We start from the raw sequence: 14,146 nt of genomic DNA, 5'->3' as shown, positions 1-14,146 counted from the left end.
ACTTAGAAAAAAACGTAGATGAATCCATTGGAAAAAAAAGGTCAGAGAAGAACTTTTTCTATTTTTGCTGCAATTTTGTTGGTGAGTTTATATACCATTTATTTCTATCAATCTTCGGTTCCAGAACTTGATGTTAAAAAACTAATTTCACAAATCATTCGCTTTTGTCTGACAGTAGGACTTTTATATTTAGTTTATATCGGTAAAAACTGGGCACGAATTCTTTCTATTATTTTATTCTCGCTTACGATTATTCTTGCTCTTTCAGTTATTTTCTCATCAACCTTTACGCCTTTGCAGGAAGTTCCATTTTATGTGATGATTTTCATTTATGCTGATGCGATTTTTCATCTGGGGTTTTCTGAGAGTTTTAAGGCTTTTGCTGAATTTCAAAGGAAAATAAAATCATGAAAAATATTTATATAAGTTCAATATTAATTTTACTAATTTCTTGTCATCCAAAAATGAAGAATAAAGAGGTTGTAAATATTAGTTCTGATCAAGTACAAATCAATGACACAATAAATAATAAGTCTCAAAAAAAATCTAATAAAATGAGTGAGAAAGAATTAATTGAGAACGTTAAATTATCAATAAGCCCTAAATTTCAGGATTGGGTACTTTTCAAAAATGGTACTTATATTATTTTTGATGATATTACACAGGTGAAAAATATCAATGATGAAGCAATTGTTATGATGAAAGAATTCGGACCTGTGTTTGCAGGAGGACCTGCAGGAGATTTTAATACAATCCGTTTATTAAAAACCGAAGGTTGGATTGTTGCAGGTCACGGATACGGAATGTACACGTATGTTTCTCCCACTGAAATTGAAAATAAATCTCCAAATGATCTTGAAGTTGGATTATTTGGCAGATCAAAAAGAGATCTTGATGGTAAAAATCCCGAGATTATATACATTAATACCGCCAATAATACACTGCATTAGAACTATTTTTATCAAATACTTTATTAATTTTAATTAAAACATTGTTTCCAAATAAATTAATAATGAATAAGTTACGCTTTTCTCAATTAAAAAGCCTAATTTTGCATCCCGTAAAAAGGATCATCCGTTATGAAAAGAATAGGCGAACACAGAAAACTTCTTGGGGTAGATAAAACTGCTACGTTAAAAGATTTAAAAACAATCTACAGGAATACGATGAAAGATACGCATCCTGATAAATTTATCAATGATGAAGAAGGGAAACTGGCTGCAGAAGAAAAAAGCAAATCAATCATTGAAGCCTATCACTTTTTGGTAAGCATCAACCCTGAAACTCAGGAAAAATATAAAGAAGAATATACTGAAACGATCACGAAATCTAATATTCAGGATTTCTATCTTGAAAAATCGATTTTGAAAGTTCAGCATTTGAACGGAAAAATGTTTGAATACATCGGAGTTCCAAGAAATACCTACATTAAAATGGTGAATGCAGATTCTCCAAGCCGTTTTGCCAGAAGACATATCTATGGAAACTTTATCTTCAGAAAGTCTGGTGAAGTGATGGCTGACTAATTTTTTTGAAAATAAAAGTTGCTGTAGCAACAGTTTAAAAATATAAAACCGTATTCTCTGAATGCGGTTTTTTTGTTTGATAATAATCAGCTTCTCGATACGGTTTTCTTCAAAAACCTACTCGAAGTGACGTGGTTGAGGTATTTGAATTTGTAATATCAAAGTGCTTAATCTAATAAGTAATTAAATTCTTTTCTATACTGAGACGGGCTTTTCCCGGTATATTCTTTGAAAGTTTTGTTGAAATAACTGAAATTATTAAAACCCGATTCAAAGCAGACGTCAGTAATACTCAACGGTTGTTCGGCGAGAAGTTTCAGGGAATGGGTAATTCTGTATTCGTTCACAAACTGAGTGAAAGTCTTATTGGTAATTTTCTTGAAATAACGGCAGAATGAAGGCACTTTCATGCTTGCCAGATCAGAGATCTCTTCTAAGGTAATCTGATCTTTAAAATGATCTTTTACGTAATTGAAAATGTGATTGATTCTCTCATTATCTTCCACCTGCGTCTGAAGATAATATTTCCCGGCATTTAAAATTCTGTATTCGTTTGTAGAGGCAAGCTCTTCCAGAATTTTAATAAATTTCATCAGCTTATCCAGCGAAGACAATTCGTGCATTTCTGCAATTTTTAGCCCTATTTCTTTCTTGATATTTTCGGAAAATACAATTCCTGCTTTTGCTTTTTCCAATAAATTAGCAATCTTCTGCATTTCAGGTAAAGTCCACATTTCTTCGCCCAAAAAATCAGGTTTGAACTGGATGACCATTTCATAGTCGTTGTTGGTATTTTCGTTGGTCATGCCACAATGAGGGAGATTGGTTCCCATTAAAACAAGATCCCCATCTGAAAAATAAGAGATATTACTTCCGATTTGTCTTTTTCCTGAACCTCCACAGACGAAAATGAGCTCAATTTCAGGATGATAATGCCAGACGTGAGACTTGATATTTTCGTTTTTTAAAAACTTCAAACTTGTAAAACTGCTTCCCAGATTGGGTTTTACGGCTTCAAAGGCGGGATGCGAATGTTTCATTTTAATATGATTATTTGTATGCAAAATTAACAAATACTATTTAAATAATTAATCTTAAGGTTAAAATAACACATATATAAGAAAATTGTATAGTAGAATGGCGTTGAGGTTTGATCTAAATTTGCAGTATTAACAAGTGAAAAATTACTATTATGAAAAAAGTATTTAAATCAGTTTTGATGATCGGTTTCTTATCTATCTCAATGAGTGCGATGAGTAAAGAAAAGGACTTTTCTCTTTCATTTGGAAAAAACGAAGCAGAAACGGTAACCTTTGAAGTGGCAAACGCAAAGAATGTCTCTGTAACAATCTACAGTGACAACGATGGCGAATTACTTTCTGAAGCTTTGAATTCAGACGAGAATGTTTCAAAATCTTACAATTTTAAAGATCTTGATTCCGGAATTTATTATTTAATCGTAGAATCTGATCAGAAAATTGAGAAATATAAAATAAATGTAAGTGCTGATAAGAAAGTAAACATTGATAAGAAACCTGTAGCAGAAATTGCAAAACCTGAATTTTCTGTAGACGGAAATAAAGCAAAACTGCATTTCTCTGGTTTAAAAACTGCTGTAAAGATTACTGTATCAGATTTTTCAAATACAATCTATTACAACTCAACTAAATCTGCAACAGATGGTGAGCTGGATCTGACTTTTGATCTAAACCCCAATACAGCTGAAAACTACATTATCACGGTAGAACAAGGTGGTAAAGCTTTTAATAAAATAATCAATATGAAATAATAGTCTGTTTATCAGATTAAAGATTTTTATATAGTTTTTAGAGTTAGATTTTGCTGAAAATTTCAGAAAATCTAACTTTTTTTGTTTCAAAAATTTAATATTTAGGTATTTTTTATATGTGACCCCTTGTTACTTATTTTAAACCCAATCTTTCACGTTGTCTACGGAACTGATGAGGTTATTTATAGATCTGTTGGGTTTCGGATCTACCGGTTGAGGTTGATAAACGGAATTTTGAGGCTGCGGAATTATCCGTTCATTTGTTTTCCTATCCGTTATTTTTGTTTTAAGACAAAAGACATATTAAATTAAAAATAAAAAGCGCATCAATCAATTGATGCGCTTTGAGGTTAATTAAGGTTGTTATATTAGTCTACGTGTTTCGGAGTAAATCCGTCTTCACTTAGTTCTCTGTGTTCATATTCAGCTTTGATTTCAGCTTCATAATCTACTTTTTCACCTTTACCCATTCTTCTAAGAATTGAATCAAATAGTGAATACACTACAGGAACAATAATCAAAGTAAGAAATAATGAAGAAGTCAGACCCCCGATGATTACCCAGGCTAGACCATTATTCATCTCGGCTCCGGCTCCTTTTGCAATCGCAATCGGAATCATACCGAAGATCATCGCAATCGTTGTCATCAGGATCGGACGAAGACGTGCATGGTTTGCCTGAATCAAGGCATCATGCGTATTTGATCCGGCTTCTTTTCTCATATTGGCAAAATCGACAATCATAATCGCGTTTTTCGCTACCAAACCAATCAACATGATCATCCCTAACATCGTAAAGATGTTCAGTGAATTTCCGGTGATCGCCAAAATAACCATTACCCCGATCAATGCCAAAGGAATTGAGAACAATACTACAAAAGGATAAACGAATGAATCATACAACGAAACCATTACCAGATAAACCAATACGATAGCCGCCAATAAAGCGATTCCTAAAGTACCGAAACCTTCGGTCTGGTTTTCCATATCACCACTCCAGATGTAGCTTACTCCTGCAGGTTTTGTTTTTTCGTTCTCCATAAACTGAGCAGCCCATTCGTTGGCAACATCTCCTACAGGGCGACCTACTACTTTAGATTTTACCTTAACAGAAGGTGCTTTATCTCTACGTTCCAGCAAACTCGGTCCTGATCCCATTTTCACATCTGCAAACTGGCTCAGTCTGATCTGCTCTCCCTGCGGATTCGTAAACATCAGATTTCTTACATCATCAATCGACTGTCTGTTGGCGTCACCAAAACGGATGTTGATATCGTACTCATACTCTCCTGCTCTGAATTTTCCGTCTGTATTTCCACTGAATGCAGTCTGCATCGTTTGTCCTACGCTTGAAAGATTTAAACCTAAAGAAGCCATTTTATCTCTGTCGATATTTACCTGAACTTCCGGGTTTCCTGAGTCAGTTGATAATTCAGCATCTACAGATCCCGGAACTTTCTTCAGCAAAGCAAGAATTCTGTTGGCTTCCTTATTTGCCGTTGCGTTATCCTGAGCCGTTACTACCATCTCAATCGGTGCATTATCTGCTCCCATTAATCCGATTGGTGCTGTTTTAAATTCAACTCCTGTGAATTTTTCTTCTAAAGCTCTTTTAATTTTTGCTGATTTAATATCTGTACTTTCATTACGCTCAGATTTATCTACCAAGATTACCTGAATTTCTGATTGATACAATGTTGCCTGCGCTCCACCAAAACCTGACGACTGCTGGCCAACTGTGGTGATCATATCTACAACATCTTTATCATTTCTAAGATATTTTTCAACAGCTAAAGTAACCTGATTGGTTTTTTCTACAGACGCATCTTTTGGTAATTCCATCTGAACAAGGAACTGTCCTCTGTCCATTTTAGGGAAGAATTCGCCCCCGATGAATCCGAATGCCACCAACATAAATGAAGAGATCAAAATAATGAATGTTACCACTACTGTCATCACTCTTCTTAAAGTTGATTTTAAAGCCCATTCAAGAATTCCGGAAATCCAGTGTGTGAATTTTTCCAATTGTTTTTCAAACCAAAGGATAAATTTCTCAAAAGGATTTTTGCCAGTCAAATGAACCAGTTTACCAAATCTTGAAGACAACCAGGGAATAATGGTAAACGAAGCCAATAATGAGAACATTGTCGCGATAACAACCGTGACACAGAACTGCGCCAAGATATCAGCAACCAAACCGGAACTCATTGCAATTGGTAAGAATACCACCACGATTACCATCGTAATCGCTGTTACCGTAAATCCGATTTCCGAAGCTCCGTCGTATGCTGCACGTATTCTGCTTTTCCCCATTTCCATGTGACGGTAAACGTTCTCCAAAACCACAATTGCATCATCCACAAGAATACCAACTACCAACGATAGCCCTAATAAACTCATTAGGTTTAAGGTATATCCCATTAAATACATCCCAATCACAGTTGCGATCAAAGACACCGGAATCGAAACCATTACAATGAATGCGTTTCTGATATTGTGAAGGAATAACAACATTACCACTGCCACCAAGATAATTGCAAGGAATAAATCGAAAATTACGTGATCTGCAGCCTCTAAAGTAAAGTTAGTAGAATCATCTACAATACTAACGTTGACAGCCTGAGTTTTATAATTATTCTGAACCTGAGCAATGGTCTTCTGAACTGATTCTGAAACCGATACCGCGTTGGCATCTGACTGTTTCTTTATCTGCATCAAAATCGTAGGATTCTGATTGAATCTTGCCACTTTCTCTACATCTTTCTGTGTATCAAAAACTGTCGCAATATCAGAAAGGCGCACTTGCGCTCCGTCTTTATTGGAAACCACAAGATTATTCATCTCCTCTACATTTCTATACTTTCCTGAAAGTCTGATAGTAGATCTTGAAGTTCTTGTTTTAAGAGCTCCCGTAGGGAAATCTAAATTTGATGAAAGAATTGCCTGCTGCACATCTCCGATAGAAAGCCCGTAACCCTGCAGTTTCTTTTCATCTAAACTTACCTGAATTTCTCTCTCCTGCCCACCAACAAGGTCAACCTGAGCGACACCGTTTACACGGGAGAAAATAGGTTCTATTTTTTTATCTAAAAGATCATAAAGCTCTTTATTATTCAGTTTATTACTGGTAATACTCAACGTCATGATCGGTAAATCATCCAGTGAGAACTTCTGTAAAGAAGGAGGATCTGCGTCTTCCGGAAGATCTGCCAAAATAGCATTTACCTTTCTTTGTGCATCATTCAAAGCATAGTTTACATCGGCTCCTGTGTTCAGCTGAACCATGATTACCGATAAACTCTCGTAAGAAGATGATTCTACTTTTTTCACGTTTTCCAAAGAACCTACAGCATCTTCAATCTTCCGGGTCACAGAAGTTTCCACCTCTGCAGGTGAAGCTCCGGGATATACCGTGGAAATGGTTACCATATTGGTTTCAAACTTCGGAATCAACTCATACCCCATCATGGAGTAGCTTAATAAACCTCCTAAAGTCAGAATCGTAAACAATACGATAACCAGGGATGGTCTTTTAATGGATATTTCTGCTAACTTCATCTTCTGTTACTTTACGATATTGATTTTTGAACCGTTATCAAGATTGATCTGTCCGCTGGTAATTACCTGTTCGCCACCATTCAGTCCGCTGATGATCTGTACTTTATCACCATATACTTTTCCTGTTTTTACAGTAATCATTTTAGCAGTTCCGTTCTGAACGATGAAGATTTGTCCTGAGCTTACACCATTTGCAAAAGCTTCCGCAGGAACAGTCAGCATATTCTGAGTTTCTGCCCCATTGTTTGTTTTAAATAAAGCTGTTGCGTACATCCCTGCTTTCAGGTTTCCTCTGTTCTGTACTTCAATCTCTACAGGGAAATTAAGAGAAGCATCACTTTTCGGAGCAATAAATGTAATTCTTCCTGTGAAAGATTCTTCAGGTAAAACGTTCACATTGATTGCCACTTCCTGGCCCAAAGCAATTCTTCCGATCTGGCTTTCGTCTACCAAAACTGACAGTTTCAGGCTGTTGATATTTACAATTTCGAATAAGGCTGTTCCCGGTGCAACCACCATTCCCGGCTCTACCATTTTTTTGTTGATCGTACCGCTGATTCCGGCTCTGATGCTTGTGTCATTGATTTTCACTCCTTGTGCTCTTACTGCAGCCTGCATATTTTTCAGCTGCAATCTTGAGTTGTCAAGCTGTTGTTTTGTAACACCTCCTGTTTTGTAAGCATTTTCGTAACGCTGATTATCTGCAATGGCATTCTGCAAATTATTCTGAGCCTGAGTGACGTCTACTTCAATTGCATCTCTTTTGATTGTTGCCAACACTTGTCCGGCTCCTACTCTTGAACCTTCTTTCACAAAAACGCTCACTACTCTTCCCGAAATATCAGCAGACTGATTCATCTCCTGTTTTGGGATAAAAGTTCCGTTTGCCGAATAATCTGTGTTGATGTTTTCTCTGGTAACAGTAATTACATTGACGTTGATCTTGTCAACCTGCTTTGCAACCTCTTTTACTTCAGTTTCCTGCTTTTTTTTGTTATCAGCAATTTTCCAGGCTGCCAAACCAATAAGCACTGCGGCTACGATGATATATATTAAAGTTTTTTTCATTTGTAATAATGATTATTTTTTAATGTAATTAGAATTTCTTTTTTTAAATATCGAAGAAACTCATTTAGTTTATTATGGGTTTTGTAATGTATTAAGTTCGCCTTTAGCTTTGATTAGTTTAATTTCTGCCTGTTTGTAGTCTAATAATGCTGTGGTGTAATTTTGTTTTGCATCAGTCAAAGCATTTTCAGAATCAAGAACCTCTGTCAACGTTGCCAAGCCATACTGATAGTTTGCCTGAGTATCTTTCTGAACTTTTTCAGCCAACGTAACATTATTTTTCATGCTTTCGATATTGATTAAAGAATTCTCAATATTGGTGATTGCATTTTTATAATCCAGGCTTAAAGAAAGCTGTGTATTCTGAATATCCTGATCAATATCTAAAATATCAATTTCAGCCTGTTGAATCTTTGATTTTGTAGCACCACCGGTAAAAATCGGGATATTGATATTTAAGCCAATCGCTGAATAATCACTCCAGAGAACTCCATTATTGATACCATTCGTCAAAGGAAATTTAGAACCTTGTCCAGCCCAACCGTAATTTGCCTGCAAACCAACTGTCGGATATAAATAAGCTTCTGTCGCTTTCTTATTAAATTGCAAAAGCTCTCTGTTTTTCTGTAAAACCTTCACTTCTGTTCTTGTATCTAAATCTACAGTTCCGGCTACCAATTCAGGTTTAGGCTCAATTGTTTTTTCCTCAAGTTCGATATCGGTTTCAATAGGAACTCCCATATAAAATTTAAGAGAATTTTTTGAAAGCTCAACGGCATTCACCAGCTGTTGTCTGTTGGAACTGATATTTGTGAGCTGAACATTGGTTCTGTCTAAGTCAATACCTTTTGCGAGACCGTTTTCTACCAAACTTTTGATTACATTTCTCACTTTTTCAGTGTTTGTGTAACTTACATTTAAAGTCTTAAGATTTTCTTCCTGTACAAAAACCTGATAATAAGCAGTCGCTACATTTTCGATAATCTGCTCATTAGAAAGCTGAGCATTTAAAACATAAAATTCTCTCGTAGATTTTGCAGCTTTAAGCCCCGTAAAAACTCTTTGGTCAAAAATTGCCTGATTGACAGTAACTACCGCACTAGAGCTCCATGGCTGTCCCAATTGAGCACGGATTCTCTGCCCTCCAAATTCTAATAATGATTCCTGAATGATCGGGTTGTAAGTCAAACCTGCAGTAGCACTTACCTGTGGCAATGCTCCTGCTCTAGCTTCGGCAATTTTATACTCAGCTTTTTTGATCTGCAAAGCGGCTTTTTTGGCCTCCGCTTTATTTTGCAAAGCCTGCTTGATGGCTTCCTGCAGCGACACCTGTTGCTGTGCGTAGGCAGATGAAGAGCCGAAAATCATAAATGCTGCAGCTATCCCAATTTTTAGCTTTTTTGCAGTTATACGTTTTCTATTCATAATTTATACTTCGTTTATTTTTTGTAGTTGTTTTCTGAGATACTTTATCCCTAAAGGACGATTGAGTTTTATAATTACTTTAACAGTTTTTAATTAATTTTTAAAAAGCATATTGAGTATGATATCTTTTCTTTCTGAAATGATCTGATCAAATTCTTTGTTGGTGATCATCAAATTTTCTAAGAATAAAGGACGAACCGCACTCGGAAACACCAATAGCGAAACCATATTGATAAGAAACTGTACCGGTGCCATTTTCACAATATTTCCCAACTGCATTTCTCTTTCGATGTCTGCGTACAGTTTTTTCAATTCATCTTCTTCAACATCTTTTTTATGACAGCTTCCTTTGTTGATTTGCGAAACAATATAAGTCTCGAGATATGGGTATTGAAGGCTTGTAGACAAACTTCCATCAATAAATTTTGCAATTTTATCTTTAAAAGGAAGATCAGAATTCATAATAATCTCAGATTTCTCTTTCTCTACCCGATGAGCTTCATCAAAAATAATCTGAATCAAATTGTCTCTTGACCGGAAATAATAGTTGATCAGCGTTCGGTTGACCCCCGCTTCGTCTGCAATCTCCTGAGTAGTTGCATTAAATTTTCCCTGCACAAAGAATAAATTCTTGGCAGTCTCCTTGATTAATTCCTGGGTTTGATCTTTTTTTTCTTGTTTTGACATTTTTGTTAAACAATTTTGTGCAAATATATATCAATCATTTGTTTTAACAAAATTGTTAAACAAAATAATTAAGAGAATTATTATGATATGAATCATATTTAATATGACTCTCACCTATTCATGGTTTATTAACTCTGAAAAAACAATGATTTTAATATATTTGCGGAAAATTAATAACTGATGCAAAAAATTTTATTTTTCTTCTCTCTTTTCTTTTGTACTATTTTGTTTGGGCAAAAAAAATTTCAAAAGAACAACGAATATCATTTCTATGAAAATAAAGGTCAGATTGTTGATCAGAATGGAAACGAAAACAAAGATGTGAAATACCTATTTCATTCCGCTGGTTTGAATGTTCAGTTGCGTTCTAACGGATTTTCCTATGATGTTTATGAAACTGTTAAAAAAAACAATCCGAATTTCCGAAAAAAAGCAGATAATGAGTTACCCGAGAAACTTGCTTATCTTAATAGAGAATTTAATTATGAAAAATTGATTCATAGAATAGATATAGAATTTTTAAATTCAAATAAGAATGCAACAATAATAACTCAAGGAAAATCAAGTGACTACGAAAATTATTTTAATCTCGAACATAATCCGGACGGAATAACAAATGTTCATCGCTATCAAAAGATTATTTATAAAAATATCTACAACGCCATAGATCTGATATTTTTCAAGCCAAACGATACTTTAAAACCTGTTGAATATAATTTTATCATTAATCCCGGAGGAAAAATATCAGATATTAAGATGAAATTCTACGGAGCTCCGACCTTACTTAAGGAAGGAAAACTTATGATGAATTTGCGTTTTGGAGATTTATATGAAAAGATTCCCAACAGCTGGATTCAGGATAGGAATAAAAAAGATATTACGGTAACCTTTAAAGATTTTGGAAATCAAACTTTTGGATTTACTTCTCCTTTAAATTCATCTAATAAAAAAATAATAATTGATCCTGTGCCAACAAGAATTTGGGGAAGTTATGCAGGTGGATTCGGAGAAGATTATGGCGAAGCAAAAACTGATATTCAAAATAATGTTTATCTATATGGAGCAACAGCGAGCACCACAAATATTGCGACAAGCGGAGCCAGCCAAACCAATATTACCAACTCATATTTTGATGCTTATGTGATGAAAATCACATCAAATGGGCAAAAACTTTGGGGAACATATTACGGAGACATAAGAGATGATAACTTTAGCTCTATAGATTTTGATGAGAATTTAAATGTATACGCCGCTGGTGTAAAATTTAAAACAACAAGTGCAAATGATGTTGTGATGGTTAAATTTAGTTCTAATGGAACTTTAGTATTACAAAAAAATCTTGGTGGAAATAGTTCGGATATATGTTATTCTGTTTCATATAATAACAATTATATTTATCTAGCCGGACAGACTAACAGTTTCGACTTTCCTGTCTTAAATGCTTTTCAACCTACCAAACTAAGCCAAAGTGGAAGTAGTGACGGATTTCTAACTGCATTAGATTCCTTAGGAAATATCGTTTGGTCTACTTATTTAGGGGGTAATAATTCAACGTCTCTTCACAACATTTTTTCTTCAACAAATGATCTTGAAATACTGGGATTAACTACATCACAAAGTATAGTGATGATAAATCCTTTTCAGTCTACAAACTCAGGGGTTACTGATATTTTATATCTAAAATTTTCTAAGACCGGAAATCTACTAAGATCAAGTTACGCGGGATTAGAAAATCAAGATGTTACCTACGATGCAAGAATTATAAATAATACATTAGTAATTCCTGGTCATTATTTTTCTTTAGCACAAGGAATAAATAATCCTGGTGTATTTAGAGTAGATTTAGCAACCAATGTTGTGACTAAAAATTACTACTCTCCTCTTCCAACTTTTCAGTTACTGTCATATGTAGATAAACATGGAAATATATTCTTCACAGGATTATCAAACGGTTGGCAACCAGATATTGCTACTCCAAACGCGTATTTATCACAAATAGGTCCTTATTCTCATACTTTTCTCGTTAAGTATAATTCAAATAACGTAAAAGAATGGGGAACTTTTTATGGAGGAAACGGAGGAACACAATTAGGTCAAGTAACGAAAGACAATAATGATTACATCTATTTCACAGGAATGTCTAGCAATAATACAACAGGAATAGCAACACCGGGAACTTTTCAGCAAACAGGTGGACATCCTTCCAACGACGTCTTTATCGCAAAATTTCAGGATTGTACTTCAACTGGAATGGTAAATTCAAATTCCCCAGTTTGTAATAATTCAAATATTCAATTATCTGCAACTGGCGGAACAACATATGCATGGACAGGACCAAACGGATTTACCTCGAATCTGCAAAACCCAACAATTCCAAATGCTACAGCAGCTAATGCAGGAACATATACGTGCCAAATTACCGGAAGCGGTGCTTGTGACGGAAGTTTTACCGTAAACGTTGTTGTAGGAGACAATGTTCCTCCACTTCCAACAATTGCATCTCTGCCAAATATTACAGGAGATTGCAATACTACAATCTCCGCCTTTCCGACTGCAACAGACAACTGCGCAGGAACTGTCACAGCTACAACTACAGATCCGCTCTCATACTCAACTCCTGGAACACATATTATCCATTGGACTTACACTGATTGGAATGGAAATACAGCTACTCAAAATCAGAATGTAATTATTTCAGCAACTGCTATACCTGTAACAGCAAATACTTCTCAGACTTTCTGTGCAACAAACCAACCGAAAATATCAGACATTCAAATTACAGGTCAAAATATAAAATGGTACGATACAGCAAATAATATTCTCCCTGTAAACACTCCGCTTGTCAACGGACAAACTTATTTTGCATCTCAAACTATTAATGGTTGTGAAAGTACTAAAATCTCGATTCAGGTAATCATAAACAATACTCCAAAACCAACAGCAACTTTAACGCAAGACTTTTGCGCATCGTCAAATCCTAAATTATCAAATTTAGCTGTCACCGGAACAACTTTGATCTATTATGACTCAACAGGAAATATCTTGCCACCTAATACTCCACTGGTTCATGGACAAACATATTTTGTCACACAAACGCTAAATAATTGTGAGTCTGAAAAGCTGGGCATTTCAGTTACTTTATCGCAGAATAATGTTCCTGCAAATAATTACAGAGCATCTGTATGTAACACTTCTACCGGAAATACGATGACTGTAGACCTCACTTCTTATCAGGGAAATTTAATTGCAAACCCTGCTAATTATATTTTCATTTACACAGACCAATTAGGAAATCCGATTGTAAATCCTTCAAATCATATCTTGATTATTGGCACCAATATTATCAACGTTAAAGTCTCAACAGTTGATGGATGCTTTAAAAATGTAATTCTTGAACTGAACTTAAATCCAAAACCAATTGTCACCCTTCCTGAAGATTTCGATTTCTGTAAAGGTAAAACGGTAATATTAGATGCGGGAAGTGGATTTGCAGCTTATTTATGGAACACAGGCGCAACCACTCAGACCATTAGTGTTTCAACTCCCGGAATTTATTGGGTAAAAGTAACCAATAGTTTTGGATGTGAAAATACAGATAGTATTCAGTTAACCTATTCAGTTTTGGGTGAAATTGTTTCGGTGAATATTTCAAATAATTCTGCAACGGTGATCATGTCATCGCCCGGAAATTATGAGTACTCATTAGATAATCAAAACTGGCAAAATTCTAATGTGTTTTCAAACCTGACTCTAGGTGAGTATAAAGTCTACGTGAGAACAAAATCTGGCTGTATCATCGGAGAGAAAAACTTCTCAATATTCAATATTCCGAATATGATTACGCCGAATGGAGACGGGACAAATGATAAATGGCGAATTGCCGGATTGGAAAATTATTCAGGTACAGAGATTTTAGTCTACGATCGAAAAGGTTTAATTGTTTTTAAACAAACAATCACCAAAAAACCATTTGAATGGGACGGCAAATACAATTCAAATCCTCTCGCTACCGGAAATTACTGGTATACCATAAAAGTTTCAGACGGAAGAGTTTATAACGGCTGGCTTTTAATTAAAAATAGAAACTAAACAAA

10 protein-coding genes are annotated in these 14,146 nt (G+C 35.1%); 5 read left to right on the top strand and 5 right to left on the bottom strand.

All coding sequences use genetic code 11. From position 1 onward, the window contains the following. The first annotated feature begins 27 nt into the window (after positions 1-27). The 3 genes from AC4FQ5_RS05260 (at position 28) to AC4FQ5_RS05250 (ending at position 1,526) form a co-directional block, all read left to right on the top strand. A complete protein-coding gene (locus AC4FQ5_RS05260; RefSeq protein WP_491141446.1) occupies positions 28-411 on the top strand; it encodes a hypothetical protein in 384 nt (127 codons plus the stop codon). Positions 412-554: 143 nt separating this feature from the next. Beyond that, entirely contained in the window at positions 555-950 is a 396-nt protein-coding gene (locus AC4FQ5_RS05255) for a hypothetical protein (RefSeq protein ID WP_491141445.1), read from the top strand. Between the two features lie 129 nt (positions 951-1,079). Next, a complete protein-coding gene (locus AC4FQ5_RS05250) occupies positions 1,080-1,526 on the top strand; it encodes a KTSC domain-containing protein (RefSeq protein ID WP_491141444.1) in 447 nt (148 codons plus the stop codon). 167 nt (positions 1,527-1,693) lie between these two features. Here the strand turns inward: AC4FQ5_RS05250 and AC4FQ5_RS05245 are convergent, their stop codons facing one another. Continuing rightward, positions 1,694-2,566: an AraC family transcriptional regulator gene (locus AC4FQ5_RS05245; protein ID WP_491141443.1), complete on the bottom strand. Its 873-nt coding sequence runs from the start codon at positions 2,564-2,566 to the stop codon at positions 1,694-1,696. Positions 2,567-2,718: 152 nt separating this feature from the next. On the opposite strand from AC4FQ5_RS05245, the gene AC4FQ5_RS05240 reads away from it, so the two are divergent. Continuing rightward, the gene (locus AC4FQ5_RS05240; protein ID WP_491141442.1) at positions 2,719-3,315 is read left to right on the top strand and encodes a T9SS type A sorting domain-containing protein; all 597 of its coding nucleotides are present in this window, start codon (positions 2,719-2,721) and stop codon (positions 3,313-3,315) included. Positions 3,316-3,683: 368 nt separating this feature from the next. Here the strand turns inward: AC4FQ5_RS05240 and AC4FQ5_RS05235 are convergent, their stop codons facing one another. The 4 genes from AC4FQ5_RS05235 to AC4FQ5_RS05220 all read right to left on the bottom strand — a co-directional run bounded on the left by AC4FQ5_RS05235 (position 3,684) and on the right by AC4FQ5_RS05220 (position 10,052). Beyond that, positions 3,684-6,872: an efflux RND transporter permease subunit gene (locus AC4FQ5_RS05235; protein WP_491141441.1), complete on the bottom strand. Its 3,189-nt coding sequence runs from the start codon at positions 6,870-6,872 to the stop codon at positions 3,684-3,686. Between the two features lie 6 nt (positions 6,873-6,878). Next, on the bottom strand, positions 6,879-7,940 hold the full coding sequence (locus AC4FQ5_RS05230; RefSeq protein ID WP_491141440.1) for an efflux RND transporter periplasmic adaptor subunit: 1,062 nt from the start codon (positions 7,938-7,940) through the stop codon (positions 6,879-6,881). A gap of 72 nt (positions 7,941-8,012) precedes the next feature. Further along, on the bottom strand, positions 8,013-9,365 hold the full coding sequence (locus AC4FQ5_RS05225) for a TolC family protein (RefSeq protein WP_491141439.1): 1,353 nt from the start codon (positions 9,363-9,365) through the stop codon (positions 8,013-8,015). Positions 9,366-9,458: 93 nt separating this feature from the next. Next, entirely contained in the window at positions 9,459-10,052 is a 594-nt protein-coding gene (locus AC4FQ5_RS05220) for a TetR/AcrR family transcriptional regulator (RefSeq protein WP_491141438.1), read from the bottom strand. Positions 10,053-10,232: 180 nt separating this feature from the next. Here AC4FQ5_RS05220 and AC4FQ5_RS05215 point away from each other — a divergent pair, with 180 nt between their 5' ends. Then, entirely contained in the window at positions 10,233-14,141 is a 3,909-nt protein-coding gene (locus AC4FQ5_RS05215) for a DUF7948 domain-containing protein (RefSeq protein WP_491141437.1), read from the top strand. The last annotated feature ends 5 nt before the right edge of the window (positions 14,142-14,146 follow it).

This window comes from Chryseobacterium sp. DT-167, from assembly GCF_058310155.1.
This window is presented reverse-complemented; position numbering and strand designations above follow the sequence as displayed.

Excerpts from the sequence above, each read along its gene's own strand:
- AC4FQ5_RS05255 (WP_491141445.1), top strand. The coding sequence starts at position 555 with ATGAGTGAGAAAGAATTAATTGAGAACGTTAAATTATCAATAAGCCCT.
- AC4FQ5_RS05250 (WP_491141444.1), top strand. The coding sequence starts at position 1,080 with ATGAAAAGAATAGGCGAACACAGAAAACTTCTTGGGGTAGATAAAACT.
- AC4FQ5_RS05245 (WP_491141443.1), bottom strand. The coding sequence starts at position 2,566 with ATGAAACATTCGCATCCCGCCTTTGAAGCCGTAAAACCCAATCTGGGA.
- AC4FQ5_RS05240 (WP_491141442.1), top strand. The coding sequence starts at position 2,719 with ATGAAAAAAGTATTTAAATCAGTTTTGATGATCGGTTTCTTATCTATC.
- AC4FQ5_RS05235 (WP_491141441.1), bottom strand. The coding sequence starts at position 6,872 with ATGAAGTTAGCAGAAATATCCATTAAAAGACCATCCCTGGTTATCGTA.
- AC4FQ5_RS05230 (WP_491141440.1), bottom strand. The coding sequence starts at position 7,940 with ATGAAAAAAACTTTAATATATATCATCGTAGCCGCAGTGCTTATTGGT.
- AC4FQ5_RS05225 (WP_491141439.1), bottom strand. The coding sequence starts at position 9,365 with ATGAATAGAAAACGTATAACTGCAAAAAAGCTAAAAATTGGGATAGCT.
- AC4FQ5_RS05220 (WP_491141438.1), bottom strand. The coding sequence starts at position 10,052 with ATGTCAAAACAAGAAAAAAAAGATCAAACCCAGGAATTAATCAAGGAG.
- AC4FQ5_RS05215 (WP_491141437.1), top strand. The coding sequence starts at position 10,233 with ATGCAAAAAATTTTATTTTTCTTCTCTCTTTTCTTTTGTACTATTTTG.